The sequence below is a fragment of the Paraconexibacter antarcticus genome (assembly GCF_024220175.1).
GTDB lineage: Bacteria > Actinomycetota > Thermoleophilia > Solirubrobacterales > Solirubrobacteraceae > Paraconexibacter > Paraconexibacter antarcticus.
Genome location: NZ_CP098502.1, coordinates 3,533,773 through 3,560,116, shown reverse-complemented (window position 1 = coordinate 3,560,116; position 26,344 = coordinate 3,533,773). Strand labels below are relative to the sequence as shown.

At 73.1% G+C, this 26,344-nt stretch carries 27 protein-coding genes; 23 read left to right on the top strand and 4 right to left on the bottom strand.

Features of this window, described 5'->3' with window-relative positions; all coding sequences use genetic code 11:
• Positions 1 to 3 precede the first annotated feature (3 nt).
• The 9 genes from NBH00_RS17420 to fdhD all read left to right on the top strand — a co-directional run bounded on the left by NBH00_RS17420 (position 4) and on the right by fdhD (position 8,939).
• Positions 4 to 900: a methionyl-tRNA formyltransferase gene (locus NBH00_RS17420; RefSeq protein WP_254569865.1), complete on the top strand. Its 897-nt coding sequence runs from the start codon at positions 4 to 6 to the stop codon at positions 898 to 900.
• Complete coding sequence (locus NBH00_RS17415; RefSeq protein ID WP_254569864.1) at positions 897 to 2,198, top strand: transcription antitermination factor NusB; 1,302 nt, start codon at positions 897 to 899, stop codon at positions 2,196 to 2,198. Before NBH00_RS17420 ends, NBH00_RS17415 begins: the two co-directional genes overlap by 4 nt.
• 107 nt (positions 2,199 to 2,305) lie before the next feature.
• Positions 2,306 to 3,175: an IS982 family transposase gene (locus NBH00_RS17410; protein WP_254569017.1), complete on the top strand. Its 870-nt coding sequence runs from the start codon at positions 2,306 to 2,308 to the stop codon at positions 3,173 to 3,175.
• 35 nt (positions 3,176 to 3,210) lie between these two features.
• Complete coding sequence (locus tag NBH00_RS17405; RefSeq protein ID WP_254569863.1) at positions 3,211 to 3,435, top strand: YfgJ family double zinc ribbon protein; 225 nt, start codon at positions 3,211 to 3,213, stop codon at positions 3,433 to 3,435.
• Positions 3,436 to 3,525: 90 nt separating this feature from the next.
• Positions 3,526 to 4,179, top strand: a complete 654-nt coding sequence (gene rpe / locus NBH00_RS17400; RefSeq protein WP_254569862.1) for a ribulose-phosphate 3-epimerase — start codon at positions 3,526 to 3,528, stop codon at positions 4,177 to 4,179.
• Positions 4,180 to 4,242: 63 nt separating this feature from the next.
• Positions 4,243 to 4,944, top strand: a complete 702-nt coding sequence (locus NBH00_RS17395; RefSeq protein ID WP_254569861.1) for an ABC transporter ATP-binding protein — start codon at positions 4,243 to 4,245, stop codon at positions 4,942 to 4,944.
• 4 nt (positions 4,945 to 4,948) lie between these two features.
• On the top strand, positions 4,949 to 7,510 hold the full coding sequence (locus NBH00_RS17390) for an ABC transporter permease (RefSeq protein ID WP_254569860.1): 2,562 nt from the start codon (positions 4,949 to 4,951) through the stop codon (positions 7,508 to 7,510).
• Between the two features lie 123 nt (positions 7,511 to 7,633).
• Positions 7,634 to 8,149 carry a hypothetical protein gene (locus NBH00_RS17385; protein ID WP_254569859.1) on the top strand — a complete coding sequence of 172 codons (516 nt, stop codon included), beginning with the start codon at positions 7,634 to 7,636 and terminating at the stop codon, positions 8,147 to 8,149.
• 19 nt (positions 8,150 to 8,168) lie between these two features.
• Complete coding sequence (fdhD, locus tag NBH00_RS17380) at positions 8,169 to 8,939, top strand: formate dehydrogenase accessory sulfurtransferase FdhD (protein ID WP_254569858.1); 771 nt, start codon at positions 8,169 to 8,171, stop codon at positions 8,937 to 8,939.
• A 16-nt stretch (positions 8,940 to 8,955) separates the two neighbouring features.
• Here the strand turns inward: fdhD and NBH00_RS17375 are convergent, their stop codons facing one another.
• From NBH00_RS17375 to NBH00_RS17360, 4 genes are read right to left on the bottom strand one after another with little or no spacing between them, the layout of a single operon-like run.
• Positions 8,956 to 9,543 carry a DNA-3-methyladenine glycosylase I gene (locus NBH00_RS17375; protein WP_302182647.1) on the bottom strand — a complete coding sequence of 196 codons (588 nt, stop codon included), beginning with the start codon at positions 9,541 to 9,543 and terminating at the stop codon, positions 8,956 to 8,958.
• On the bottom strand, positions 9,543 to 10,898 hold the full coding sequence (locus NBH00_RS17370) for a hypothetical protein (RefSeq protein WP_254569857.1): 1,356 nt from the start codon (positions 10,896 to 10,898) through the stop codon (positions 9,543 to 9,545). Before NBH00_RS17370 ends, NBH00_RS17375 begins: the two co-directional genes overlap by 1 nt.
• Complete coding sequence (locus NBH00_RS17365) at positions 10,888 to 11,526, bottom strand: class I SAM-dependent methyltransferase (protein ID WP_254569856.1); 639 nt, start codon at positions 11,524 to 11,526, stop codon at positions 10,888 to 10,890. Before NBH00_RS17365 ends, NBH00_RS17370 begins: the two co-directional genes overlap by 11 nt.
• On the bottom strand, positions 11,523 to 12,596 hold the full coding sequence (locus NBH00_RS17360) for a glycosyltransferase family 2 protein (protein ID WP_254569855.1): 1,074 nt from the start codon (positions 12,594 to 12,596) through the stop codon (positions 11,523 to 11,525). The genes NBH00_RS17365 and NBH00_RS17360 overlap by 4 nt, the downstream gene beginning before the upstream one ends.
• 156 nt (positions 12,597 to 12,752) lie before the next feature.
• Here NBH00_RS17360 and NBH00_RS17355 point away from each other — a divergent pair, with 156 nt between their 5' ends.
• The 14 genes from NBH00_RS17355 to NBH00_RS17290 all read left to right on the top strand — a co-directional run bounded on the left by NBH00_RS17355 (position 12,753) and on the right by NBH00_RS17290 (position 26,322).
• Positions 12,753 to 14,312 carry a glycosyltransferase family protein gene (locus NBH00_RS17355; protein ID WP_254569854.1) on the top strand — a complete coding sequence of 520 codons (1,560 nt, stop codon included), beginning with the start codon at positions 12,753 to 12,755 and terminating at the stop codon, positions 14,310 to 14,312.
• 16 nt (positions 14,313 to 14,328) lie between these two features.
• Positions 14,329 to 16,059, top strand: coding sequence for a glycosyltransferase family 39 protein (locus NBH00_RS17350; protein ID WP_254569853.1), 1,731 nt, complete (start codon positions 14,329 to 14,331; stop codon positions 16,057 to 16,059).
• A 154-nt stretch (positions 16,060 to 16,213) separates the two neighbouring features.
• On the top strand, positions 16,214 to 17,332 hold the full coding sequence (ribD, locus tag NBH00_RS17345; protein WP_254569852.1) for a bifunctional diaminohydroxyphosphoribosylaminopyrimidine deaminase/5-amino-6-(5-phosphoribosylamino)uracil reductase RibD: 1,119 nt from the start codon (positions 16,214 to 16,216) through the stop codon (positions 17,330 to 17,332).
• Positions 17,333 to 17,339: 7 nt separating this feature from the next.
• A complete protein-coding gene (locus tag NBH00_RS17340; RefSeq protein WP_254569851.1) occupies positions 17,340 to 17,975 on the top strand; it encodes a riboflavin synthase in 636 nt (211 codons plus the stop codon).
• Positions 17,976 to 17,991: 16 nt separating this feature from the next.
• Positions 17,992 to 19,311, top strand: a complete 1,320-nt coding sequence (locus tag NBH00_RS17335; RefSeq protein ID WP_254569850.1) for a bifunctional 3,4-dihydroxy-2-butanone-4-phosphate synthase/GTP cyclohydrolase II — start codon at positions 17,992 to 17,994, stop codon at positions 19,309 to 19,311.
• Positions 19,308 to 19,739 (top strand): 6,7-dimethyl-8-ribityllumazine synthase, encoded by a 432-nt coding sequence (ribH, locus tag NBH00_RS17330; RefSeq protein WP_254569849.1) that lies wholly within the window; start codon positions 19,308 to 19,310, stop codon positions 19,737 to 19,739. The genes NBH00_RS17335 and ribH overlap by 4 nt, the downstream gene beginning before the upstream one ends.
• Before the next feature lie 23 nt (positions 19,740 to 19,762).
• The gene (locus NBH00_RS17325) at positions 19,763 to 20,113 is read left to right on the top strand and encodes a hypothetical protein (protein WP_254569848.1); all 351 of its coding nucleotides are present in this window, start codon (positions 19,763 to 19,765) and stop codon (positions 20,111 to 20,113) included.
• A gap of 21 nt (positions 20,114 to 20,134) precedes the next feature.
• Positions 20,135 to 20,347, top strand: coding sequence for a 50S ribosomal protein L28 (rpmB, locus tag NBH00_RS17320; RefSeq protein WP_254569847.1), 213 nt, complete (start codon positions 20,135 to 20,137; stop codon positions 20,345 to 20,347).
• Positions 20,348 to 20,455: 108 nt separating this feature from the next.
• Positions 20,456 to 22,135, top strand: a complete 1,680-nt coding sequence (locus NBH00_RS17315; protein WP_254569846.1) for a DAK2 domain-containing protein — start codon at positions 20,456 to 20,458, stop codon at positions 22,133 to 22,135.
• 86 nt (positions 22,136 to 22,221) lie between these two features.
• Entirely contained in the window at positions 22,222 to 24,357 is a 2,136-nt protein-coding gene (locus NBH00_RS17310) for an ATP-dependent DNA helicase RecG (protein ID WP_254569845.1), read from the top strand.
• Positions 24,354 to 24,905, top strand: coding sequence for a 16S rRNA (guanine(966)-N(2))-methyltransferase RsmD (gene rsmD / locus NBH00_RS17305; RefSeq protein ID WP_254569844.1), 552 nt, complete (start codon positions 24,354 to 24,356; stop codon positions 24,903 to 24,905). The genes NBH00_RS17310 and rsmD overlap by 4 nt, the downstream gene beginning before the upstream one ends.
• On the top strand, positions 24,902 to 25,417 hold the full coding sequence (gene coaD / locus NBH00_RS17300; protein ID WP_254569843.1) for a pantetheine-phosphate adenylyltransferase: 516 nt from the start codon (positions 24,902 to 24,904) through the stop codon (positions 25,415 to 25,417). The genes rsmD and coaD overlap by 4 nt, the downstream gene beginning before the upstream one ends.
• Positions 25,418 to 25,455: 38 nt before the next feature.
• Positions 25,456 to 25,920, top strand: coding sequence for an ATPase (locus NBH00_RS17295; protein ID WP_254569842.1), 465 nt, complete (start codon positions 25,456 to 25,458; stop codon positions 25,918 to 25,920).
• Positions 25,921 to 25,995: 75 nt separating this feature from the next.
• The gene (locus NBH00_RS17290; protein WP_254569841.1) at positions 25,996 to 26,322 is read left to right on the top strand and encodes a hypothetical protein; all 327 of its coding nucleotides are present in this window, start codon (positions 25,996 to 25,998) and stop codon (positions 26,320 to 26,322) included.
• Positions 26,323 to 26,344: the final 22 nt, after the last annotated feature.

The window sequence follows — 26,344 nt, the reverse complement described above, 5'->3', positions numbered from 1 at the left end:
CCCGTGAGGACCGTCTACCTCGGGACCTCGCCCTTCGCCGCCGCGATCCTCGAGCACCTCGCCGCCGGGCCGCACCGCCCGCAGCTCGTCGTCACCAGGCCCGACCGCCCCGCCGGCCGCGGCCGCAGGCTCAGCCCGCCGCCGGTCGCGACGACCGCCGCGCAGCTCGGCCTCGACCTCTTCCAGCCGGAGGACGTCAACGCCCCCGAGGCCCGCGAGCGGATCGCGGCCGCCGCCCCCGGCGTGCTCATCGTCTGCGCATTCGGCGCCCTCGTCCGGCAGGACCTCCTCGACGCCCATGAGATCCTCAACGTCCACCCGTCGCTGCTGCCCCGGTGGCGCGGCGCGGCCCCGATCGAGCGGGCGATCATGGCGGGGGACGCCGAGACCGGCGTCGCGATCATGCAGCTCACCGCCGGGCTCGACAGCGGTCCCGTCGGGCTCGTCCGGACCGAGCCGATCGCGCCCGGCGACACCTTCGGGACGCTCTCGGAGCGCCTGGAGCGCGTCGGCGCCGAGCTGCTCGTCCAGGCCCTCGACGCGCACCCCGGCCTGCCGTACGCCGAGCAGCCGGAGGACCGCGTGACCTACGCGGAGAAGATCACGGCCGCCGACCGCACGCTCGACCCGGCCGCCGGCGCCGCCGCGATGGCGCGAACCGTCCGCGCCCTGCAGCCGCACATCGGCGCGCGGATCGCGCTCGGCGAGGAGGGCGGCGCGATGCTCGGCGTCATCGAGGCGCGCGCCCTCGACCCCGGCACCGGCGGCCCGGCGGCGACCCTCCACGCCGACGGCACCCGCCTGCTCTACGGGGACCTCGAGCTCCTCCGCGTCCAGCCGCCCGGCGGCAAGCCGATGGACGCCGCGTCCTACGTGCGCGGCCACCTTTCCGCCCGATGAGCCCGTCCGCCCCTCGGCGAGGGCCCGGCCCCGGCGCCCGCCCCGCCGCGCGTCCCCCCGCGGCCCGCCTGCCGGAGCGCGGCGCCGCGGTGAGCCCCGCCCGCCGCGCCGCGTGGACCGTCGTCCGCCGCGTCCTCGAGCAGGACGCCTACGCCGACCGCGCGCTGATGACCGAGGCCGAGGGCCTCGAGCCCCGCGACCGCGCCCTCGCCAAGCAGCTCGCGTTCGGCGCGGTCCAGCGCCGCGGCACGCTCGACTGGGTCATCGCCCGCCTCGCGCCGGGCAAGAAGCTCGAGCCCCCCGTCCGGGCCGCCCTGCACCTCGGCATCTACGAGCAGCTCTTCCTCGGGACGGCCGACCACGCCTCCGTCGACCAGGCCGTCGAGCTCGCGAAGCCGAGCTACGGCTACAAGCTCGTCAACGCCGTCCTGCGCCGCCTGCAGCGCGAGGGCATCGAGCTGCCCGGCGACGAGACGATCGCGGGCGCCGCCGTCCGCCACTCGCACCCGCAGTGGCTCGTGACGCTCTGGTGGAAGGAGCTCGGCGCCGACGCGACCCGCGCCCTGCTCGCCGCCGACAACGAGCCCGCGGAGCTCGCCCTGCGCATCAACACCCTCGCCGACGTCGACGAGGCCGCGCTCCCGCCCGGCCGCCGTGAGGGCGACGCGCTCGTCGTCGAGGGGCCCTTCGACGTCGCCGGCTCACCGCTCTTCCGCGCCGGCGTCATCACCCCGCAGTCGCGCGCGGCCCAGATGGTCGCGCCGTTCCTCGACCCGCAGCCCGGCGAGCGCGTCCTGGACCTCTGCGCCGCCCCCGGCGGCAAGACGACCCACCTCGCGGCGCTCATGCGGGCCGAGGGGGAGGTCGTCGCGGTCGAGCGTCACCCCGGCCGCGCCCGCGCGCTCACCGCCGCCTGCCGCCGGATGCACGCGACGAACGTGACCGTCGTGCAGGCGGACGCGCGGACGTTCACCTCAGGCCGGCCGTTCGACCGCGTCCTCGTCGACCCGCCGTGCTCGGGCCTCGGCACCCTGCGGACCCACCCGGACCTGCGCTGGAAGGTCACCCCGGACGCGATCGCCGGCCTCGTCGTGGTGCAGGACCGGATCCTCGCGGCCGCGCAGGCCGCGCTCGCCCCGGGCGGCACGCTCGTCTACGCGACGTGCACCATCTCGGCCGCGGAGGACCGCCTGGCGTCCGAGGACCGCTTCCGCACGCTGCCGCACGTCGACGGCACGGACGGCTTCTCGGTCGCCCGGGTGACGGGAGCCACACGATCCGGCCAGCCCGCCGCCTAGATGGTTCGTTCCACGGCGGGGGCGGAGGAGTCGGGTAGGCAGGTGACATAAGCAGGCAGGTCGAAGTCGGCGGTGCTATCTCGCCAACGCCGACCCTGGGGGCCTCGATGGACGCCGACCTCGACCTGCTGCTGATCGCTGTTTACTGCACCTGCGACGATCTCCTGCCTGCGAAGGGCAAGAACGCCAAACGGATCTTGACCGACGCGGAGGTCGTCACGTTGAGCGTGGCTCAGCAGGTACTGCGGATCAGCTCTGACGAGCAGTTCTGGGCGATGGCACCGCATCGCTTGGGGCACCTGTTCCCGCGACTGCCCAAGCGCCCGGGTTTCGTCAAACGCCGCCAGCGCCTGTCGGACAAAATCGAAGCGCTGATCCTCGAGTTCGCCCGCCACACCAACGGCTTTGACGACGACCTGCTCGTGGTCGACAGCACACCGGTCGAATGCGGTCGCTCGGTCGAAACGACGCGCCGCAGCGCCCTGGGCAACGCCGCGGAGTACGGCTACTGCGCCAGCCATTCCCGCTTCTTCTGGGGCTTCCGCCTGCACGGCCTGTTCGCGACCGACGGCACTCCACGCGCCCTTGCCCTGACCTCCCCGAAAACGGGCGAACGAGACGTCGCGCTGGACATGCTCGCCCGCTGCCACCGCAACGGCCCGGTCACCGTCATCGGCGACAAGGGCTACTCCGGCCGCGACTTCCACGCCCAAGCCTCCGCGCTCGGCGCCACGATCGTCCGCCCCCGACGCAAGGACGAGGCCGGCAAAGAGCCGCACCTGGCCCCGATCCGGCAATGCGTGGAATCGATCTTCTGGACATGCAAAGACATGCTCAACCTCGAGGACCACCGCGCCCGCGAGCTCCACACGCTCCGCACCCGCCTGGCCGCCAAGTTCCTCGCTCTCACCGCCGCGATCGCTCTCAACGAACGCCTCGGCCGCCCACCACGCAACCTCACTGCCTACTACGCCTGACCGATCCGTGGAACGAACCATCTAGACTCGGGGCCGTGGAGTCGTCCGTCAACCTCGGGCCGTCGTGCCCGGCGTGCAAGGAGCCGTGGCTGCGGCCGTCGACGCTCCCCGGGCGCTATCGGTGCGTCTACTGCCTGCACCGCTTCGAGCTGCTCTCGGTCTGCCCCGACTGCGGTGAGCACGGGACGATCGTCCGCATGTCCTCGACGGCGGACATGCGCTGCAACCACTGCGGCGCGCTGATGCTCACCGAGGTCTGACCGCCCGCCGCCGGGACCGCGTCCCGCCGCCGGTTCTGGCAGGCTCCGGACCCGCCGCCGTCCTGCCGTCCGCCTGCCCCGAGGTCCCGCATGCCCGCCCGTCACGTCGCCCCGTCGATCCTCTCCGCCGACTTCGCCCGGCTCGGCGCCCACGTCGACGAGGTCATCGCCGCCGGCGCGCACATCATCCACGTCGACGTCATGGACGGGCACTTCGTCCCGCCGATCACGATCGGCCCGATCATCGTCTCGGCCCTGCGCGAGCACGTCGGCCCCGACATCGACCTCGACGTGCACCTCATGATCGAGCGGCCCGAGAAGCACGTCGCCGACTTTGCGAGCGCCGGCGCGACCGGGATCACGATCCACGCCGAGGCGACGCCGCACGTCCTCTACGCGCTCGACGCGGTCCGCGAGGGCGGCTGCCGTGCCGGCCTCGCCGTCTGCCCGGCGACGCCGCTGACGGTCTTCGAGGAGGTCGCGGTCGACCAGGCGCTCTGCATGACGGTGAACCCGGGGTGGGGCGGGCAGCCGTTCATCCCGACCTCGCCGGACAAGATCCGCCGCCTGCGCGCGCTCGTCGGCCCCGACGTCCCGCTCATGGTCGACGGCGGCGTGTCGGTCAAGACCGCCGCGGCGTGCGTCGAGGCGGGCGCCGACTGGCTCGTCGCGGGCTCTGCGGTCTTCGGCACCGACGACCCGGGCGAGGCGTTCCGGGCGATCGTGGCCGCCGCCGCGGGGTAGGGACGGTGTAGGGACGCCTCGGGGCGATCCCCGATGGCGGGGCGGCGTGCGACGCTGTGCCGCATGATCGTCTCCGCGACCGACATCACCCGCCGCTACGGGACCGGGGAGGCTGCCGTCGAGGCGCTCCGCGGCGTCACCGTCGCCTTCCCGCCCGGCCAGTTCACGGCGATCATGGGCCCGTCGGGCTCCGGGAAGTCGACCCTCATGCACATCCTCGCGGGCCTCGACCGCCCGACCGAGGGCTCGGTCGTCGTCGACGGGACCGAGATCGTCGGCCTCGACGACGGCGCCCTGACGCAGCTGCGGCGCGACAAGCTCGGCTTCATCTTCCAGTCCTTCAACCTCCTGCCGGTACTCACGGCGGAGGAGAACATCCTCCTGCCGCTGTCGATCGCCGGCCGGACGCCGGACCGCGCGTGGATCGACCGGCTCGTCGACACCATCGGGCTGCGCGACCGCCTGCGTCACCGGCCGGCCGAGCTCTCCGGCGGCCAGCAGCAGCGCGTCGCGGTCGCGCGGGCGCTCGCCTCGCGGCCCGCCGTCGTGTTCGCCGACGAGCCCACCGGCAACCTGGACTCCAAGACGTCCGCCGAGGTCCTGCAGCTCCTGCGCCACGCGGTCGACGAGTTCGGCCAGACCGTCGTCATGGTCACCCACGACGCCGAGTCCGCGGAGGTCGCCGACCGCCTGCTCGTCCTCCGGGACGGCCTGCTCGCCGAGGATTCGGCGGGGACCGTGAGCGCGGACGCGGCCGGGGCTTAGGCCCATGCGCAAGGTCGCCCTCCGCGGGCTCCTGGCCCGCAAGACCCGTCTGGCGCTCACCGCGCTCGCGGTGGCGCTCGGCGTCATGCTCATCGCCGGGACGTACGTGTTCACGGACACGATCAACCGGTCCTTCGACCGGATCTTCGCGGTTTCGCTCTCGAAGATCGACGTCGTCGTCACGCCGAACGACGACCTCACGCAGGACGGCGACACGCCGATCCCGCTCGACGCGAGCCTGCTGCGGCGGATCCTCGCGATCCCCGGCGTCCACTCGGCCGAAGGGTCGATCAACGACCAGAGCGGCACGATCCTCGGCAGCGACGGCAAGCCGGTCTCCTCGCAGGGGGCGCCGATGTTCGTCGCCTCGCTGAACGGCCCGACGTTCGAGTCGCTGACGGTCGCCAAGGGGCGCTTCCCGCAGACCGCCGACGAGGTCTCGCTCGACAAGGGCACCGCCGACCGCGAGCACTTCAAGCTCGGCTCGCTCGTGTCGGTACAGGGCGTCGCCGCCCGCAAGCGGTACCGCCTGGTCGGGCTGACGACGATCGCGGGGGTGCCCTCGCTCGGCGGCGCCGCGTTCGCGACGATGACGCTGCCCGAGGCCCAGCGCGTGACCGACAAGGCCGGTCGCTTCGACGCGATCGACGTCGAGGCGGACCCCGGCGTCAGCGCCGCCGCGCTCCGCGCCCGCGTCCGCGCGGTCACGCCGAAGGCGGCGGTCGTCCGCACCGGCCGCCAGCAGGCCAAGAGCCAGTCCGACGACATCGAGAGCGGGCTCTCGTTCCTCAGCACCGCGCTGCTCGCGTTCGGCGGCATCTCGCTGTTCGTCGGCGCCTTCATCATCTTCAACACGTTCTCGATCACCGTCGCCCAGCGGGCGCGGGAGTTCGCGCTGCTGCGCACGCTCGGCGCGAGCCGGCGGCAGGTGCTGCGCTCCGTCCTCGCGGAGGGCCTGACGATCGGCGTCATCGGCTCCGCCGTCGGTCTCGGGGCCGGCATCCTCGTCGCGTCCGGCCTGCGGGCGCTGTTCAAGAGCTTCGGGATCGATCTGCCGTCCAGCGGCACCGTCGTCGAGCAGCGCACGATCATCGTGTCGCTCGTCGTCGGGGTGCTCGTGACCGTCGTCGCCTCGCTCGTCCCGGCCATCCGCGCGACCCGCGTCCCGCCGGTCGCCGCGCTGCGCGAGGGCGTGGCGATGCCGGAGACCCGCTCCTCGCGGCTCGCCTTCCCCGCGGCGCTCGTCCTCTCCGCGGCGGGGGTCGCGCTCATGGTCCTCGGTCTGTTCGTCGTCTCGGGGACGACGTCGGCGCTGAGCCTCACCGGCGGGGGCGCCGCCGCGCTGTTCGTCGGCGTCGCGCTGCTCAGCCCGAAGCTCGTCGCCCCGATCGCCTCGGTCGTCGGGGCGCCCATCGAGCGGCTCTTCGGCCTCACGGGCCGGCTGGCCCGCGAGAACTCGGTCCGGCAGCCGGGCCGCACCGCGACGACGGCGGCCGCGCTCATGGTCGGCGTCGCGCTCGTCTGCTTCGCCGCGATCTTCGCCGCGGGCGCGAACAAGACGATCGCCGACGCGGTCGACAACGGCCTGAGGGGCCAGATCATCCTCCAGAACCAGGCCGGCTTCGGCGCGTTCACGCCCGAGGCGGGCAACGCCGTCGCCCGCGTCGACGGCGTCACGACGGTGAGCCGGGTCCGCTCCGCCACCACCCGCGTCACGGGGATCAAGGGCAAGCAGAGCGTCACCGGCGTGGACCCCGCGACGTTCGAGTCGGTCTACAAGCTCGAGGTCCGCCAGGGGGTGCCCGACGCGCAGAGCGCGATCCGGCGGCTCCCCGCGTCCGGCGTCCTCGTGGAGACCGGCTACGCGAAGGACCACCACCTGAAGCTCGGCTCGCCGGTCGTGCTCGCGACCCCGCGCTCGGGCCCGCTGCGGCTGACCGTCGACGGCATCTACAAGGACAAGGGCAAGCTCGTCGGGTCGCTCGTCGTCCCGAACGCCGTCCTGGCCGACCGCTTCGGCGTCGTGAAGGACCAGGTGTCGTTCGTCGGCCTGCGCGGCGGTCGCGAGGACAAGGGGATCAAGCACGAGATCGACGCGCTCCTGACGGCCGACTACCCGCAGGTGAAGGCGCAGACCGCCGCCCAGTTCAAGCAGGGCCAGCGCGACCAGATCAACCAGCTGCTCGGGCTCATCTACGCCCTGCTCGCCCTGACGGTCATCGTCGCGCTGTTCGGGATCGTCAACACGCTCGTGCTCTCGATCACCGAGCGCACGCGCGAGCTCGGGATGCTCCGGGCGATCGGGACCTCGCGCCGCCAGGTCAAGCGCATGATCCGTCTGGAGGCCGTCATCACCGCGCTCATCGGCGGCATCCTCGGGGTCGTCATCGGCGTCGTGCTGTCGATCCTCGTGACCCGGGCGATCAACGACTTCACGCTCGCGTTCCCCGTCGGGACGCTCGTCGCCGTCGTCATCGCGTCGGGCCTCGCGGGGGTGCTCGCGGCGATCCTGCCCGCCCGTCGCGCCGCGAAGCTCGACGTCCTCCAGGCCCTCGCGTACGAGTGATGTCCGCGCGCTCGGGTGCGTCCGCCCGGAATTGCCGGGCTTTCCGGCTAGACTGAGGCCATCGAGTTCGTTCCCGAGACACGTCAGACGCCGGCACGGACCGCGCGTCAACTGGCCCGGGCGGTGGGGGACGGGCGTCTGGTCGGCGACGCGCTCCGCCATCTCCACACCCGCGGGGACGAGCCGGACTCCGACCTCGTGGCCCGCGAGCTCGCCTTCTTCCTCGTCGCGCGCTGCGAGGCGCGCCACGCGGGCTGGCGGACGCTGCGCCAGGTCGTGCTCGACAGCGGGGCCGAGGCGCCGTGGGAGAAGTGCGCCCGCCGCGCCGTCCCGCACGTCACCGAGGACCTGCTGCACCTCGCCCGCACCGCCGGCCGCACGCCGCTCGCGGGGGCCCAGCACCTCGCCGCCCGCCGCCGGGCGGAGGCGCTCGCGCCGTACGTGGACGCGGCCCTCGTCCTGAAGGAGCTCGGGCTCGCCCGTCGCGTCGTCAGCGACGAGGAGTGGGCCGCGGCGCTCATCGCCGGGGTCGAGGCCCGCTCGCGTGAGCGGCTCGCCCGCGAGATCGCCGGCGCGCTCGATGTCGACGTCGTCGGGACGCAGGAGCCGTTGTTCGCGGCCGGCGGCCCGTCCGCCTGAGGCCCGGTCCGCCGCCACCGTGCCCGCCGACGCCGCGCACCTGCACGTCCCCGCCTCGCACGACGGCGTCGACGACCGCGTCGCGATCGAGGAGCCGCTCGAGATCCGCGTGGGGGAGGAGGCGATCGCGATCACGATGCGCACGCCGGGCGACGACGAGGAGCTCGCGGTCGGCTTCCTCCACGGCGAGGGGCTCGTCGGGCCGGGGGACGTCCGCGGTGCCGGGCCCGCGCCCGACCTCGCGAACAACATCGTCGTCGTCGACGCCGACCTGCGCGGCCGGCCGTCGAGCCGCCGCTTCTACACGACGTCCTCGTGCGGGGTGTGCGGGAAGGGCGCGCTCGAGGAGGTCGCGGTGAGTGCCCCGCAGGCGGCGGAGGGCCCCGTCGTCCCCCGTGCGGTGCTCGCGTCGCTCCCCGACCGTCTCCGGGCCGCGCAGCCGGCCTTCGACTCGACCGGCGGCCTCCACGCGACCGGCCTGTTCAGCGCCGACGGGACGCTGCTGCTCGCACGGGAGGACGTCGGGCGGCACAACGCCATGGACAAGGTCATCGGCGCGCGCCTGCTCGCCGGGGCGCTGCCGCTCCACGGGCTCATCCTCTGCGTCTCCGGCCGCGTCTCCTTCGAGCTCGTCCAGAAGGCGGCGGTCGCGGGCGCGCCCATCCTCGTCGCGGTCGGGGCCCCGACGTCGCTCGCGATCAGCCTCGCGGCCGACCGCGGCCTCACGCTGTGCGGCTTCGCCCGCGGCGGCGGCGTGAACGTCTACACCGCCCCCGAGCGCGTCGGCTGACGGCCGCGCCGGGCGCTCAGCCCGGCCGCACCGCCGCCGCCTGCGCGGCCGCGGCGGCCGCCCGCGACGGGCAGCCCGCGAGGTGGTCGTTCACGAGCCCGCACGCCTGCATGCCCGCGTAGAGCGTCGTCGGCCCGAGGAAGCGGAAGCCGTGCCGCTTCAGCTCCTTGGCGAGCACGGCGGACTCGGGGACCTTCGCCGGCATGTCCCCGAGGACGCCGGGCGCCGGGTGGTCGTCCGGCCGGTCCGGGCGGAAGGCCCATACGAGCTCCGGCAGCGACCGTGGCCCGTCCCGCAGCTCGAGCGTCGCCCGGGCGTTCGCGATCGTCGCCTCGATCTTCGCCCGGTTGCGCACGATGCCCGCGTCCTGCAGCAGGCGCTCGACGTCCCGCTCGTCGTACCGCGCCACGATCTCGGGGTCGAAGTCCGCGAACGCGGCCCGGAAGCCCGGCCGCTTGCGCAGGATGACGAGCCACGACAGACCCGACTGGAAGGACTCGAGGCAGAGCCGCTCGTACAGTCCCCGCTCGTCGACGACCGGCCGGCCCCACTCCTCGTCGTGGTAGCGCTCGTAGAGCTCGTTGCCGTCGCCGAAGCAGCGCATCAGCCCAGCGCGGGCGGTGGGTCCGGCAGGGGCGGGGGCGCGACCGCCGGGGTGCCGGCGCGGTAGATCGCGAGGAGGGCGACGCAGAGCAGGCCGGTGGCAGCCGCGTAGCCGACCTCGGCGCGGACGAGGGCATCGTCCACGACGCCCGCGGCCATCCAGGCGACGAACACGACGGCGGACGCGCCCCAGGCGATCGCGGCGTGGGCCGCCTGGCCCCGCGCGAGGGCGGCCTGGTTCAGCGTGCCGGCGGAGAGGTGCAGGCCCATCGCGACGCCGATCACGGCGAGGCCGACGCGCCCGTAGGTGCCGTCCGTCGGGTAGAGGATGTCCATCGCGAACGGCCCGATCGCGAGCAGGCCGAGCGCGACCGCGCCCGCGAACGCGGCGATCGCGAGGATCGTCGTCCGGATCGCCTTGTCGAAGGCGGCCGTGCCCTCGGTCGCCTCGAGGCCCGCGAGGTGGGGGAGGAGCGAGGTCTGGATCGACTGGAAGAGCTGCAGCGGCGAGCGGGTGATGAGGAAGGCGCCGAAGACGACCGCGAACATCGCCCCCTTGGGTGCGAACAGCGGCCCGGCGTTCAGCAGCGTCTGCTCGGCGAGCTGGACGACCGCGACCGCGCCGGCGAACGTCGCGCCCTCGCGCGCCGCGCCGGCCGCGCGGTCGACCGGCGTGCCCGGGGTCCCGTCGGGGGCGCCCGTCCCGTAGCGGCGGATCGCGATCGGGATGACGAGCAGCGACGCGAGCGGCGCCGCGGCGATCCCGAGCGCGACCGCCGTCTGCCCGCTCGCGATCCCGACCGCGACGGCGACCGGGAAGCAGAAGCGCGCGACCGCCTCGAAGAACACGAGCCCGCCGTACAGCGCGAACCACTGGTGCCCGGCGAAGTACCCGCGGGCGAAGTACGACGCCGCGTAGGCGAGCGCCGCGACGACGAGGACCCAGAAGAGCGCGTCGCGACCGTCGAACGCGTCGATGAGCGTCCCCTTGAAGAGGAACGCGACGACGACGAACGTCGCGGCGAACGCCGCCTGGATCCGCGCGGCGTCGCGCAGCGGGTGCCCGGCCTCGTGACCCTGCGCGCGCCGCGTCGCGATCGAGCGCGACAGCAGCTGCTCGACCGGCCGGTAGATCACCGAGATGGTGATGAAGAGGATCGTCCACAGGAGGTTGACGCCACCGAGGGCGTTGTCGCTGAGGACGTGGCTCGCGACCGAGAAGTACGCGAACGTGAACAGCCCGGTGGACGCGATCCCGATCGAGAGGATCCGCGCCCCGCTCGCGAACGACTTCTGCTCGCCCGCCGGGTCCCCGTCGACGGGGTCGACGGGGCTCGTGACGTCGCTAGCCGCCAAGGCGGACGAGCAGCATCGTCCACGGGAACGGCGACCGTGCCTGGACGACCTCGCCGTGCTGCGAGAGCAGCTGGACGAAGGAGCGCTTGGACCAGTGGTTGATGTGGCCCGGGGTGTTGCCGAGCTCCTTCAGGTACGCCCCGCGGGCGAGGTTCAGCCCGCGCCACAGCGGCTCGCGGGGGACCGACACGAGCAGCCACTTGGACGCGACGCGTGCCATCTCCGCGACCGTGTCGGCCGGGTCGGGCACGTGCTCGAGCACCTCGATCGCCGTCGCGACCTCGAACTCGCCGTCGGCGAAGGGAAGCCCCTTCTGCGAGACGTCCATGATCCGGTACTCGAGGTTCGGCGCCTGGCGCTGCGCCCAGCCGGCCTGGATCGACGCCTCCTCGAGGTCGAGCCCGACGACCCGCGCGGGGGCGATCTGCTGGGCCCACTCGTGGATGAGGACGCCCTCGCCGCAGCCGACGTCGAGCAGCGACTTCGGGGCGGCCAGCGAGAAGAGCTCCGCGAGGGTCCCCTCGAAGTTCGCCATGAGCTTCTTGACGACGGGGTTGTTCGATCCGTACTTGTCGTACGTGTTGCCGGTGACGACACCGGTCTCGTCGACTGTCACATCAGGGCTCATACGGCGGCCTCCTTCTCGTCGGCGGGAACGGCAGGGGAGCCGGGGGCGGGATGCCGGCCGGCGTGGGCGCCGGTCGTCGGCTCCTGGCCGGTGGGGCGGGCGCCCGGCTCGTAGTGGGACGGCGGGACGTTGAGCTCGAGCTCGATCCGGCGCACGCGCTCGAAGATGCGCTGGGACATGATCCGCTGGCTCGCGAGCAGGTCCCCGAGGATGCCGATCGCGAAGAGCACGACGGCGGAGTTGAAGAGCACCGCGCCGAAGATGAGCGACTGGACGTGGCCCTTGCCCTCGCCGTTCGCGTAGGCGACGACGAACCGCGTGAACGGGACGAGCCCCAGGACGAAGAGCGCGAGCGCGAGCGCGAAGAAGACCTTCAGCGGCTCGTACTGCGCGTAGATGCGCGAGATCGCGACGGCGTTGCGCCGCACGTAGGCGCCCATCGACGGGAAGAGGCGGGACTCGCGCGTCTTCGGGTTCGTCCGGATCGGGACGTGGTCGGTCGCGACGAGGAGCTTGCCGGCCTGGATGATCGTCTCGAGCGTGTACGTGTACTTCGACACGACCGCCATCTGGATCGCGGCCTCGCGGTTGTACGCGCGGAAGCCGGACGTCGTGTCCGGGACCTCGGTGTCGGACGCCTGCCGGACGACCCAGGAGCCGAGCTTCTGCAGCCGCTTCTTCAGCGGCGAGAAGTGCTCGATGTTGTCCGTCTCGCGGTCGCCGACGACCATGTCGGCCTTGCCGGCGAGGATCGGGACCGTCAGCGCCGGGATGTCGAGCGCCGAGTACTGGTTGTCGGCGTCGGTGTTGACGATGACGTCGGCCCCGAGCTTCAGGCAGGCGTCGAGCCCGGCCTGGAACCCCGCGGCAAGCCCCTTGTTGTTCGTGAGCTTGACGATGTGGTCGACGCCGCCCTCACGCGCGACCTCGATCGTCCGGTCCACGGAGCCGTCGTCGATGATGAGCCACTCGACGACGTCGAAGCCGTCCACCTCGCGGGGGAGGTCCGCCAGCGTCGCCGGCAGCTGCTCCTCCTCGTTGAAACACGGGATCTGGATGATGAGCTTCATGGCAAGGGCGAGCCGGCCAGGGCGGGGATCGAAGCGCTGCGAGGGGCTGGCCGGTGCAGGAGCGGGACGGCGGACCTGTGCCGTACACTCCGGGCCAGTATCCCAGAGCTGCGCCCGTGACGTCGGTCCGGCAGTGGTGTCTGGGACCTCGTCTTCATGGAGAACGCGACGCTCACCCCGCGCCGGCAGGGCCCCGAGGTCCACCCGCCGGCCCCCGGGTCCTGGCGGTCGCGCCTGACCATCCCGGCCCTGCTCTTCGCGGCGCTGTGCGTCGGGACGCTCATCCTGACGCTGATATATCCGACGTACCCGACGTATGACTCGCTGTACTCGCTCGTCTGGGGCCGCGAGCTCCTCCACGGCCACACGCCCTCCTTCCAGGCCTACCGGGCCCCGACCGAGCACCCGCTGTCGATCGGATTCGGGATGGTCCTCGCGCTCCTCGGGCAGGCGGGCGGCCGCGTCATGCTCTTCGCGGCGCTCGCGTCGTTTCTCGCCCTCGTCGCGGGCCTGTACCGCCTCGGGCGCTCGGCCTTCACCCCGGCGGTCGGCGTCGTCGCCGCCGTCATCCTGTGCACGCGCCTGGACTTCCCGTTCCTCGCGCTGCGCGGCTACATCGACGTGACGTACCTCGCGTTCGTCGTCTGGGCCGCCGTCCTCGAGTTCGAGCGCCCCCGGACCGGCTACCGCGTCCCGCTGCTGCTCACCGGCGCCGCGCTCATGCGCCCCGAGGCATGGCTACTCGCCGGCCTCTACTGGCTCTACGCGCTCTGGCCGCTGCGCCGGCGGCTCGACGACATCCCGTGGCGCCGCGTCGTCGCGCTCACCGTCCTCATGGGCCTCGGCACCGTCGTCTGGGTCGCGCTCGACTTCGCCGTCACCGGCAAGCCGCTCTTCTCGCTCCAGCACACGAGCAGCCTCGCCGACTCCCTCGGCCGCAACCGGCCCGCGAGCCAGATCCCGCGGGCGACGTTCACCTTCCTGCGCAGCCTCTCGACCTCGGCCGTCTTCTACACCGGCGGCGCCGGCCTGCTCCTCGCGCTGCTCTGCGTCCCGCGCCGCATCTGGCCGCCGCTCGCGCTCCTCGTCGTCGGCGTCGGCACGTTCTTCTTGATCGGCGTCGCGGGCCTCTCGGTCATCGACCGCTACCTGCTCGTCGCCGCGGTGATGATGATGCTCTTCGCGGCCGTCGCGATCGCGGGGTGGACGATGCTCACCCCGGGCCGCGTGCGCACCGCCTGGATGGTCGCCGGCCTCGTGCTGCTCGTCGGCACCGGGCTGAAGACGAGCGTGAAGGAGAACCACGCGAGCCCGTTCGTCGACCTCGGGTTCCGCGGCGCCACCCACTCGGCGCTCGTCGACCTCCTCCACGACCCGAAGGTGAAGGCCGCGCTGTCGTGCGGCCCGATCTCGACCCCGAGCCACAAGCTCATCCCCGACGTGCGCTGGATCGCGGACCTCCCCGAGGACCGCGTGCTCGCGCGCAGCGACCCCGAGCACAGCCCCGCCGACACCGGCGCGGTCGACAAGGCCGGGAAGGTCATCCACTCCGATCACGCCACCGCCAAGGGCCTCGCGCTCCTCGTCACGACCCGCCAGACGCTCCTGCGCCAGGCCGTCGTCGAGACGAGCGACACGACGCTGAACAACAACCCGCTCCCGGGCTTCCGACGCCTTGCCTACAACGGCACCTACGCGATCTACACCAGCTGCTGAGCGGGATCCGGACGCCGTGACCGCCCTGCGCGACCGCGTCCTCCGCCGCCCCTCGGGCTGGGCGCTCGCCATCGGCGGCGTGCTCGTCGCGACGTTCCTGCTGCGGATCTGGGGCGTGAAGCAGGGGCTGCCGTACGCGTTCAACGCGGACGAGAACGCGCACTTCGTGCCGAAGGCGATCAGCCTCTTCGGCCACGGCTACAACCCGCACTACTTCGTCAACCCGCCCGGCTACACGTACGTCCTGCACGGGGTCTTCGCGATCTGGTTCGGCGGGCGGGACGGCGTGGCGCGCACGTACGCCGCGAACCCGACCGAGGTCTTCGTCGTCGCCCGCGTCACCGCCGCCCTCGCGGGCACGCTCGCGGTGTGGCTGCTGTACCTCGCCGGCACCCGACTCTTCGACCGCCGGGTCGGCCTCCTCGCCGCCGCGCTCTTCGGCGTGTCGTTCCTGCCGGTCTTCTACTCGCATCTCGCGCTGAACGACGTGCCGACGCTCGCGCCGGTGTGCCTCTCGCTCTTCGGGGCGGCGGGGGTCCTGCGCTTCGGCCGCTGGAGCGACTACGCCGTCGCGGGGGCCGGGCTCGGCCTCGCCGCGGGCTTCAAGTACACCGGCGGGATCGTCATCCTGCCGCTGCTCGGGGCCACCGCCGCCCAGTTCCTCGCCGCCGGGGGCCGGCGCCCCGCCCTCCGCGGGCTCGCGCTCGCGGGCGGCGCCGCGGTCCTCGCCTTCCTCATCGCGAACCCCTACGCGCTGCTCTCGTTCGCTGAGTTCAAGGACGGGCTGAACCATCAGACGACGGTCGCCGACGACGCGATCGGCAAGCTCGGCCTCACCGAGGACAACGGCGTCCTGTACTACCTGTGGACGTTCACCTGGGGCCTCGGGTTCGTCCCCGCGATCGCGGCGCTCGCCTCGATCGCGCGGCTCTGGCGCGACGAGCAGCGCCTCGTGTGGGTGCTCGTCCCCGCGCCGCTGCTCTTCCTCCTCTTCATGGGGTCCCAGACGCGGTTCTTCGGGCGCTGGCTCATGCCGGTGTTCCCCATGGTCTGCCTGCTCGCGGCCTACGCGATGCTCGAGCTCGCGGACGCGGGGGGCAGGCGCCGCCCGGCGCTGCGGCCGACGTTCGTCGCGCTCGCGGCGATCCTCGTCTGCGGGCAGGGCATCGTCGCCTCGCTCCACAACTGCATCGTGCTCTCGCGACCCGACACCCGGAACACGACCCGCGAGTGGATGGTCGCGAACATCCCGCCGAAGACGAAGATCGTCGTCGAGCCCGTCGTCCCCGACGCCTGGGCGGCGGACATCGGCCACCCGGTCGCCGGCGGCGCGAGCAACGGCAACCGCTGGAACAAGTTCTCGACCTCGCGCGAGAACAAGGACCCCGTCACCGGGCAGGTCGTCGCCGGCGCGGGCGGGATCCTGAACATCGAGGACTACGAGAAGTCCCTCACCCCGGAGCTCATCGACCTGTACGAGGCGAAGGGCTTCTGCTGGGTCGTCACCGGCTCCACCCAGCGGGGGCGCGCCGAGGTCGAGAAGGACGTCGTCCCGAACGCGCTGCGCTACTACGCAGAGCTCGAGCGGCGCGGCACGGTCATGCACCGCGACTCGCCCTACGCGAAGGGCAAGGGCCCCGTGCGCTTCAACTTCGACTGGTCCTTCGACTACTACCCGCTCGCCTACGCGCGCCCCGGGCCGCTGATGACCGTCTACCGGCTCCACGGCGGGCGCTGCGCGGGCTGAGCGGGGCGAGCCTCGCCCAGAGGCTCGGCTCACCCTTGCGAGTTGCTCGCCCAGGGGCTCGCAACATCGCGGGCCCGCCGGGCCATGGCGTCGGTCGCGGCGATGGGGGCGCGGTCGCGTCGCCCCCGGGGTCGTAGACTGGCTGCCCCAGCCGATGCAGCGCACCGACACCGACCACGAGCACCTCGCCCGGGCCATCGAGCTCGCCCAGCAGGGGCTCGGCCACGTCCACCCGAACCCGATCGTCGGGGCCGTCGTCGTGCGCGACGGTGTCGTCGTCGGCGAGGGGTACCACGAGGTCTTCGGCGGCCCACACGCGGAGGTCAACGCGATCGCCGCCTGCGGGGACGCCGACCTGCGCGGCGCCACGATCTACGTCTCGCTCGAGCCGTGCTGCCACGAGGGCAAGACGCCGCCCTGCACGGACGCGATCCTGCGCGCGGGCATCAGCCGCGTCGTCGTCGCGTCGGACGACCCGACCGAGAAGGCCGCCGGGCGCGGGCTCGGCATCCTCCGCGACGAGGGCGTGACGGTCGACATCGCCGGGGGCGAGCTCGCCGCGCAGGCGCGCCTGCTGAACCAGGCCTTCCGCAAGCACGCGCGCACCGGCCGCCCGTGGGTGCTCTTCAAGTCGGCGATGACGCTCGACGGCAAGGTCGCCACCCGCACGGGCGACTCGAAGTGGATCTCCTCGGCCCAGTCGCGCGAGCTCGCGCACCGGTGGCGCTCCACGGTCGACGCCGTCGTCGTCGGGATCGGCACGGCGCTCGCGGACGACCCCCAGCTCACCGCCCGGATCGACGGCGTGACGCGCCAGCCGCGCCGCGTCGTCTTCGACTCGACCGCGCGGCTGCCGCTCGACAGCCGGCTCGTCCAGATGGCGCCCGAGGTGCCGCTGACCGTCGTCGTCTCCCGTGCCGCCCCGCGCACCGCGACCGACGGGCTCGAGATGGCCGGGGCCGACGTCATCGTCGCCACCGGCGAGCACGAGCACGCCCGGGTGCGCAGCGCCCTGGACCAGCTCGGCGACCGCGACCTCTGCTCGCTGCTCCTCGAGGGTGGCCCCCGGCTCGCCGGCGCCTTCCTCGACGCGGGGGAGATCGACGAGATCCGCCTGTTCCTCGCGCCGATCGTGCTCGGCGGGCGTGCCGCCCGCGACCCCCTGGAGGGCGAGGGCTCGGAGACGATCTCCGGCGCCCTGCGCGCCCTGACCCTCGACTGCGAGCGGAGCGCCGACGACGTGCTCATCAAGGCCCGCCTGAAGGAGTGGTGACGGACCCGTGTTCACCGGTCTGGTCGAGGACCTGGGCCGCGTCGAGGCCATCGACGCGACCGACGACGGCGTCCGCCTGACCGTCTCCACCCGCCTCGCGGGGGAGCTCGGCCACGGCGACTCGATCGCCGTCAACGGCGTCTGCCTCACCGCGGTCGTGCTGCCCGACGGCGCCGACACGTTCACCGCCGACGTCATGCACGAGACGCTCCGCCGCTCGTCGCTCGGCGCGCTGGAGGCCGGCCGCACGGTCAACCTCGAGCTCGCGATGCGCGCCGACGCGCGCCTCGGCGGCCACATCGTGCAGGGCCACGTCGACGGCCTCGGCGCCATCCGCTCGGTCGAGGAGGACGGCTTCGCCCGGATCGTCACCGTCGCGGTCGACGGGGACACCGGCGGACTGCTGCGCTACATCGTCGAGAAGGGCTCCATCGCGGTCGACGGCGTCTCGCTCACCGTCGCGCGGATCGACGCCGAGAGCTTCGCCGTGTCGCTCATCCCGGAGACGCTCGAGCGCACGACGCTCGGCGCCGCCGCGCCCGGCACCCCCGTCAACCTGGAGGTCGACGTCATGGCCAAGTACGCCGAGAAGATGCTGGCGCCGCACCTCGCGGCGCTGCGGGCCGGGACCGGCGCCGCATGACCCCCGAGGAGCTTCGATGAGCACCCCCGCCCAGCCCACCGCCGCCCACCACGAGGGCTTCTCGACGGTCGAGGAGGCCCTCGAGGACATCGCCGCCGGCAAGTTCGTCGTCGTCGTCGACGACGAGGACCGCGAGAACGAGGGCGACCTCGTCATCGCCGCCGAGCACATCACCCCGGATGCCGTGAACTTCATGGCGACCCATGCCCGCGGCTGGATCTGCCTCGCGCTGACGCCCGAGCGCTGCGAGGACCTCGGCCTCGAGCTGCAGGCGGCGAAGAACGACTCCGCCTTCGAGACGCCCTTCACCGTGACGATCGAGGCGGCCGAGGGCGTGACCACCGGCATCTCCGCCGCCGACCGCGCGGTGACGATCAAGACCGCCGCCGACCCGTCCAAGGGCCGCTCCCACATCGTCACCCCCGGCCACGTGAGCCCGCTGAAGGCCCGGGCCGGCGGCGTCCTCGAGCGCACCGGCCACACCGAGGCGTCGGTCGACCTGGCCCGCCTCGCCGGCTGCCAGCCGGCCGGCGTCATCTGCGAGATCATGAACGAGGACGGGTCGATGGCCCGCGTGCCCGACCTGCGCGCCTACTGCGCCAAGCACGGGCTGAAGCTCATCACCATCGCGGACCTCATCGCCTACCGGCGGCGCCACGACAAGCTCGTCGAGCGCGTCGTGAGCACGAAGATGCCGACCTCGTTCGGCGAGTTCGAGGTCTTCGGCTACCGCGCCCTCGTCGACGGCAAGCACCACGTCGCGATGGTCAAGGGCGACATCTCCGGCGGCGACGTCCTCGTCCGCGTGCACTCCGAGTGCCTCACCGGCGACGTCTTCCACTCGCTGCGCTGCGACTGCGGCGAGCAGCTCGAGTCGGCGCTCGCGATGATCGAGGAGGAGGGCCGCGGCGTCCTGCTCTACCTCGCCCAGGAGGGGCGCGGCATCGGCCTGCTGAACAAGCTCAAGGCGTACAAGCTGCAGGAGGAGGGCTACGACACCGTCGACGCCAACCTCAAGCTCGGGCTTCCCGCCGACCTGCGCGACTACGGCATCGGCGCCCAGATCCTCGTCGACCTCGGGCTCTCGTCGATCCGCATCCTCACGAACAACCCGAAGAAGATCCGCGGCCTCGAGGGCTACGGGCTGAGCGTCACCGCGCAGATCCCGATCGAGCACGCCCCGAACCCGCACAACGAGGCGTACATGCGGGTCAAGGCGCAGCGGATGGGCCACATCCTCCACCACCAGGGCCTGAACCTCGACGAGGAGATGATCGCGGAGGAGCACGCCCGCGACGCCGACGCCGCCAAGCACAACCAGGAGGGCACCCCGTGAGCCGCTACGCGATCGTCTGCGCCACGTTCTACCGGGACCTCGCCGACCGGCTCATCGCCTCGGCGACCGCCGCCTTCGAGGAGGCCGGCGCCGAGGTCGACGTCTTCGAGGTCCCCGGCGCGTACGAGCTGCCGATGGCGGCCGCATACGCCGTCGACTCCGAGCGCTACGACGGCGTCGCCTGTCTCGGGGCGGTCATCCGCGGCGAGACCACCCACTACGACTACGTCTGCGGCGAGGCGGCCCGCGGCATCATGGACGTGCAGCTCTCGACCGGCATCCCGTGTGCGTTCGGCGTCCTGACCGTCGAGAACATGGAGCAGGCCCTCGCCCGGGCCGGCGGCGACAAGCGCGACCAGGGCCGCCACGCCGCCGAGGCGGTCCTCGCGCTCGCGGCGCTCAGTCAGCAGCTCGGCACACCGGAGTGATCGCGCGGCATTAGGCTGGGCGGGTGCACTTCTCGACCAACACCGAGGTGGCCGCGCTCGTCCTCACGGTCGCCGTGCACCTCATCGGCGCCGGAGCCCTCATCTACGGGATGATCGACTTCGACGACCCGGACCGCGGCAGCTGGCGCGACTGGTGGCCGCGGGACGACCGCGGCGACGACGGCCCGGACCTCCCCGACGCCCCCGAGCCGTCCCCGCAGGGCGACGGCCTGCCGGTCCCGGTGCTCGACGACAGCCGCCCCGCGCCCGGCCGGGTACGCGAGGGCGTCCGCATCGGCGACCTCACGCCGCGCCCGTCCCGCCGCCCGGCACATCCGCCGGCCCCGGTGCCGGACCGCACCCCGGCCCCCTGAACGGCTACACTGCCTCGCCTTATGGCAAAGGTGTGTCACAGCTGCGGGAAGGGCCCCGCCTTCGGTCAGTCCCGAAGCCACTCGATGGTCGCGACGAAGCGTCGCTTCGACCCGAACCTGCAGAAGGTGCGCATCCTCGTGTCCGGCTCGCCGTCGCGCGAGTACGTCTGCACGCGCTGCCTGAAGGCCGGCAAGGTCACGAAGGTCACGAGCCAGCCGCGCCCGGCGGCCTGACCCCGACGCCTCCCCCGGCCGCGCCTCCGACCCCGGGGCGCGCGCCAGGCGCCGACGTGCCACGGGGTCTCCTCACCGTCCGCCCCGGTCGTAGAGTCGTCTCCACGCATGCCTGATCCCAGTCTGGTCCGCTTCCGCGCCGTCGTCCACGGCGCCCTCGCCCACCTCGAGTCGCGGCGTCAGGAGATCAACGACCTGAACGTCTTCCCGGTCGCCGACGGCGACACCGGGGACAACATGGCGCTCACGCTCCAGGCCGTCCTCGAGGAGGTCGAGACGCTCGCCGCGATCGACGACCGCACGCTCGACGAGATCGGCCGCGAGGAGGTCTACGACCGCATCGCCCGCGCGGCGCTGCTCGGTGCGCGCGGCAACTCCGGCGTCATCCTCAGCCAGCTCGTCCGCGGCGCCGCCGAGGAGCTCATCTCCCGGCCCGGCGAGCTCGTCGATCCGATCCTCATCAGCTCCGCCATGGCCCGCGCCGCGCAGCGCGCCTACGCGTCCGTCCGCATGCCGGCCGAGGGGACGATGCTCACCGTCATGCGCGAGATGGCCGCCGCCGCGGCGACCGCGCTGAAGGACGTCGAGAACCCGCGCCTGGGGAGCGAGTGGAACGCCGAGAAGCAGAACTCGCTCATCGCCGACGTCCTCGAGCAGGCGATCGCCGCCGGCGAGCAGTCGGTGAAGCAGGGCCCCGAGCTGCTGCCCGTCCTCAAGGAGGCCGGGGTCGTCGACGCCGGGGGCTACGCGGTGACGATCATCTTCGCGGGCGTCGTCGCGGCCCTGCGCGGGGGAGAGGCGCCGGACCTCGACCACTACGCGCCCGCTCGGACGCAGGCGTCGGTCAGCCACCCGGAGCACGAGTCCTCGACCTACCGCTACTGCACGAACTTCGCCGTCACCGGCAGGGGGCTGGACGCGCAGTCCTTCATCCCGCTGCTGGAGGCGATCGGCGACAGCGTCCTCGTCGTCGGGGACCGCCAGACGCTGAAGGTCCACGTCCACACCGACGACCCCGGTCACGCGACCGGCGTCTTCGACGGGGCGGGGGACGTCAGCCGCCTCGACGTCGCGGACATGCACGTGCAGGTCTCCGAGCGCGAGGCGCGGATGGCCGGCAACGGCTACCCGGGCGCCCCGGTGCAGGCCGTCCCCGGCCAGCGGACGGGGGCGCTCGCCGTCGTGCCGTCCGCCGGGTTCGCCGGGCTCTTCCGCTCGATGGGGGTCCAGCCGCTCGACGGCGGCCCGACGATGAACCCGTCGACGTACGACCTCCTCGCCGGGATCCACGACGTCCCCGCCGAGCAGGTCGTCGTCCTGCCGAACTCGCCGAACGTCATCATGGCCGCCGAGCGCGCGGCCGACCTGTCGGACAAGACCGTCCACGTGCTGCCGATCCGCTCCCTGCAGGCCGGCCTCGCCGCGGCGGTGGCGATGTCGCCGGGCGGCGACGCGGCGGGCAACGCCCGCGCGATGCAGTCCGCCGCCGACGGCATCCGCATCGGTGCCGTCGCGCCGGCCGCCCGCGTCGACCCCGCCGGTCGCTACGCGATCGGTGACGCCGTCGGCTTCGTCGACGAGGAGCTCGTCTCCTGGGGACAGCCGCGCGAGACGCTCCGCGCCGTGCTCACCGCGCTGGCGGAGGACGCCGAGCTCATCACCTGCATCGCCGGCCAGGGCGCCCCGCTCGGCGAGGACGCCGTCGCGTCGCTCGTCGACTCCGGCGTGGAGCTCGAGTGGTCCGACGGCGGCCAGCCGAGCTACTGGTGGCTGCTCTCCGCGGAATGAGCCGGATCTGCGCCCAGAGGGCTTGATCCGGCCGGGAGATGGCCCAGGGGGCCATCGTCCCGCCGGTGCGGGAAGATCCTCGGGCCGTGCCGACGCACTTCGCCGACCCCGCCGCGCTGAGCGACGCCGACCTGCGCGGCGCGCCCGTCCGCTATCCCCGGCCGTCCGCGCTCGAGGAGCCGCTGACCTGGGCGATCCCGACCGTCGCGGAGGCGGCCGAGCTGCTCGGTCTGCACACGGTCGGCGACCTCCTGCGTCACCTCCCGCGCGACAGCGGCGAGGGCCGCCTCATCGAGGAGCTCGTCGAGGGCGAGGTCGCGACGGTCGTCGTCGAGGTGCGCCGCATCACCTCGCGGCCGGTCCGCCGCCGCGGCATGAAGCCGCTCGTCCAGGCGATCGTCGTCGACGGCAGCGGCGTCATGGAGGCGACGTTCTTCAACCAGCCGTGGCTGCACCGGCAGTACGTCCCGGGCACCCGGCTCGTCCTCGCCGGCAAGTACCAGGGCGGCAACCGCTTCCGCGTGAACTCGCACGCGGTGACCGACCAGCTCGTCGCGACGGGCGCGGCGGTCGCGCAGTACCCGGCGACGAAGGGCATCACCTCGACCCAGATCCTCGCGGCGGTGCAGGCGCAGCGCGCCCACATCCACGACGTCGTCGACCCGCTGCCGCTCGCTCTGCGCCGGGCCGAGGCGCTGCCCGACCGCGTCGCCGCGCTCGGGGCCGCGCACTTCTCCGACCACGAGGAGGGTCGCCGGCGGCTCGCGTTCGACGAGCTGCTCCTCGACCAGATCGTCCAGCTGCGGCTGCGCGCCCAGCGCCGCGGCGCGCACGCCGCCGTCCCGCTCGACGCCGCGCCGGCCGTGTCGGCGCACTGGCGCCGCGAGCTGCTGCCGTTCACCCCGACCGGCGATCAGCTGCGCGCGATGGACGAGGTCGACCGCGACCTCGCGCGCGACCGGCCGATGCAGCGGCTGCTCATGGGGGAGGTGGGCTCGGGGAAGACCGTCGTCGCCCTCCACGCGATGCTCCGCGCCGTCGACGCGGGCCGGCAGGCGACGCTGATGGCGCCGACCGAGACGCTCGCCGAGCAGCACTTCGCGACGCTCTCGGCGCTGCTCCCGGGCCTCGCCGACGACGGGCTGCTCGCCACGGCGGGACTCGGACCCCACCCGCCCGTCCGCGGCGCCCTCCTCACGGGCTCCACGACGACCGCCCGCCGCCGGGCGCTCCTCGCCCGCCTGGCGAGCGGCGAGCTCGACCTCCTCGTCGGCACGCACGCGCTCATCGAGCCGGACGTCGCCTTCGCCGACCTCGCGCTCGCGGTCGTCGACGAGCAGCACCGCTTCGGCGTCCGCCAGCGCAGCGCGCTCGACGCGAAGGCCCGTGCGGGGCACCTCCCGCACGTTCTCCACATGACCGCGACGCCGATCCCCCGGACGCTGCGGCTCGCCTCCTTCGGCGCGCTCGACGTCACCGCGCTGCGCGAGCTGCCGAAGGGCCGCCGGCCGATCGCGACCCACGTGGTCTCCGGCGAGCAGGGCCGCGCGCGCGCCTACGACCGGCTGCGCGAGGAGCTGCTCGCCGGCCGTCAGGCGTTCGTCGTCTGCCCGCTCGTGAGCGAGTCCGAGGCGCTCGCCGCCCGCGCGGCGACCGCCGAGTACGAGCGCCTGCAGGCCGGCGAGCTCGTGGACTTCGAGGTCGTCCTCATGCACGGGCAGATGAAGTCCCGCGAGAAGGCCGAGACGATGGCGCGGTTCGCCGCCGGGGAGGCCGACGTGCTCGTCGCCACGACCGTCATCGAGGTGGGCATCGACGTCCCGAACGCGACGGTCATGATCGTCGAGGACGCCGAGCGGTACGGCATCTCGCAGCTGCACCAGCTGCGCGGGCGCGTCGGGCGCGGCGAGCACGCCTCGCTCTGCCTCCTGTTCGGCCCGGCCGACTCGCGCCGCCTGCAGGCCCTCGCGGAGCACACCGACGGCTTCCGCCTCGCCGAGATCGACCTCGAGCTGCGCGGGGAGGGTGAGATCACCGGCACCCGCCAGTCCGGCATGGCCCGCCACCGCTTCGCCCGCCTGCCCGAGGACGGCGAGCTGCTCGCCCGCGCCCACGATCGCGCCCAGCTCCTGCTCGACGCCGACCCCGCCCTCGCCGACCCGGACCATGCGCTGCTCGCCGCGGAGCTCGCCGAGCTCGAGTCCGACCCGGTGGCCGCGTGAGTCTCCGCGTCATCGCCGGCCAGTGGCGCGGGCGGCGCCTGCAGACCCCGCCGGGCGCCCACACGCGGCCGACGTCCGACCGCGTCCGCGAGGCGGTCTTCTCGATGCTCGGCCCGCTGGACGAGGACATCCGCGTCCTCGACCTCTTCGCGGGCACCGGCGCCATGGGGATCGAGGCGCTCTCGCGCGGGGCCGGCCACGCCGTCTTCTGCGACGAGGACCGCCGCGCGGTCGACGTCATCCGCGGGAATCTCGCGGCGCTCGACGCCGGCCCGGCCGTCGCGACCGTCCTGCGCGGCGACGCCCGCACGGTCGTGCGGGACGCGCGCACGCGCCAGGACACATACGATCTCATCTTCCTGGACCCGCCCTACGAGCTCGCCGAAGAGCTGGGGGAGGCCCTGCAGGACGACGTGGCCGCCATCCTGGCCGCCGGAGGCCGCGTGCTCACCGAGTCCGGTCGCCGCCGGCCGATGGACCTCGAGGGCCTCCCGATGAGCAAAGAACGCCGCTACGGCACGACCCTGATCCGGATCCACAGCGCATGAGCCACACCCCCCCGACGTCCCCGTCCATCGCCGTCTGCCCCGGGTCCTACGACCCGATCACGAACGGCCACCTGGACGTCATCGCGCGCGCCGCGCACGTCTTCGACGAGGTCGTCGTCGCCGTCGTCAACCTCTCGATCCGCAAGAGCAAGCCGCTCTTCGACATCGACGAGCGCCTCGGGTTCATCACCGACGCCACGGCCCACCTCGGCAACGTCCGGGCGGAGCCGTTCGACGTCCTCGTCGTCGAGTTCGCCCGCCGGATTGGCGCCCGCGCGATCGTGAAGGGCCTCCGGGCGATCTCCGACTTCGAGTACGAGTTCGAGATGAACCAGCTCAACCGCATCCAGGCCCCGGATGTCGACACCTTCTACGTGATGGCGTCACCTCAGTACAGTTTCCTCAGCTCCAGTGGCGTCAAAGAGCTCGCGACGTTCGGCGGGACCATCGACGGGCTGGTGCCACCCCGGGTCGCCACCCGACTGGCCGAAGAGCTCTCGCGGCGCACCTAGAAGGAACAACCTTGCCGACAGCGAACTAAAGCGAAGCCATGGACGTCCTGGTCCTCATTGACAAGCTCGACGATCTCGTCCACAACGCCAAGCCGGTGCCGCTCAGCGACACCGTCCGCGTGGACAAGGAGGAGATCTACGACATCCTCGATCAGATGCGCGCCACGATCCCCGAGGAGATCAAGCAGGCGCGCTGGATCGTCAAGGAGCGTCAGGAGATGCTCGCGGAGGCCAAGCGCGAGGCCGAGCGCATCATCAAGGAGGCGCGCGAGAAGCAGGACCAGCTGATCTCCCAGGAGGAGGTCACGAAGCAGGCCGAGCGCGCCGCCGAGGACATCGTCGAGGACGCGCGGGCCCGCGAGCGGGAGATCCGTCTCGGCGCCGAGGACTACGCCGACGAGATCCTCAACACGCTCGAGATCAACCTCTCGAAGTTCATCGCCGCCGTCGGCCGCGGGCGCGAGCGCCTGCAGGGCAAGGACGAGCCGGCCGAGGTCGGGTAAAGCCCGACTTCGTCGGGTTTACCCTCGAAGAACCTCGCCCAGGGGCTCGGTTCTTCGGGCGCCTAAGCTGGATTCGTGAGCGGCAGTCCCCTCGAAGACGAGTTCGACAGCGCGAAGCCGCCCGCCGAGCCGGACGAGCTGCGCGAGGCGGGGCGCGACCTGCCCGGCCCGACGCGGCCGGACAAGATCTCCATCTGGCCGGTCGAGCAGGACCGCTTCGGCATCGACGTGCTCTACCACGGCGCGACCGGCTTCCGGCGCGCCGACCAGGTCCAGCGGCAGCTCTCGGGCTTCGGCGTGCCCGCGATCCTCCGCCAGGAGCCCGACGGGGGCTGGATCGTCCGCTTCGGGCCCGTCCCGCGGACGCAGATGCTGACGGTCCTCAACGGCTTCGTCTGGTAGCGGCCGGTCGGCTGCGCGCCGT

Excerpts from the sequence above, each read along its gene's own strand:
- NBH00_RS17355 (WP_254569854.1), top strand. The coding sequence starts at position 12,753 with ATGGAGAACGCGACGCTCACCCCGCGCCGGCAGGGCCCCGAGGTCCAC.
- NBH00_RS17295 (WP_254569842.1), top strand. The coding sequence starts at position 25,456 with ATGGACGTCCTGGTCCTCATTGACAAGCTCGACGATCTCGTCCACAAC.
- NBH00_RS17395 (WP_254569861.1), top strand. The coding sequence starts at position 4,243 with ATGATCGTCTCCGCGACCGACATCACCCGCCGCTACGGGACCGGGGAG.
- NBH00_RS17410 (WP_254569017.1), top strand. The coding sequence starts at position 2,306 with ATGGACGCCGACCTCGACCTGCTGCTGATCGCTGTTTACTGCACCTGC.
- NBH00_RS17415 (WP_254569864.1), top strand. The coding sequence starts at position 897 with ATGAGCCCGTCCGCCCCTCGGCGAGGGCCCGGCCCCGGCGCCCGCCCC.
- NBH00_RS17390 (WP_254569860.1), top strand. The coding sequence starts at position 4,949 with ATGCGCAAGGTCGCCCTCCGCGGGCTCCTGGCCCGCAAGACCCGTCTG.
- NBH00_RS17360 (WP_254569855.1), bottom strand. The coding sequence starts at position 12,596 with ATGAAGCTCATCATCCAGATCCCGTGTTTCAACGAGGAGGAGCAGCTG.
- rpmB (WP_254569847.1), top strand. The coding sequence starts at position 20,135 with ATGGCAAAGGTGTGTCACAGCTGCGGGAAGGGCCCCGCCTTCGGTCAG.
- NBH00_RS17375 (WP_302182647.1), bottom strand. The coding sequence starts at position 9,543 with ATGCGCTGCTTCGGCGACGGCAACGAGCTCTACGAGCGCTACCACGAC.
- NBH00_RS17315 (WP_254569846.1), top strand. The coding sequence starts at position 20,456 with ATGCCTGATCCCAGTCTGGTCCGCTTCCGCGCCGTCGTCCACGGCGCC.
- coaD (WP_254569843.1), top strand. The coding sequence starts at position 24,902 with ATGAGCCACACCCCCCCGACGTCCCCGTCCATCGCCGTCTGCCCCGGG.
- NBH00_RS17335 (WP_254569850.1), top strand. The coding sequence starts at position 17,992 with ATGAGCACCCCCGCCCAGCCCACCGCCGCCCACCACGAGGGCTTCTCG.
- ribD (WP_254569852.1), top strand. The coding sequence starts at position 16,214 with ATGCAGCGCACCGACACCGACCACGAGCACCTCGCCCGGGCCATCGAG.
- rpe (WP_254569862.1), top strand. The coding sequence starts at position 3,526 with ATGCCCGCCCGTCACGTCGCCCCGTCGATCCTCTCCGCCGACTTCGCC.
- NBH00_RS17365 (WP_254569856.1), bottom strand. The coding sequence starts at position 11,526 with ATGAGCCCTGATGTGACAGTCGACGAGACCGGTGTCGTCACCGGCAAC.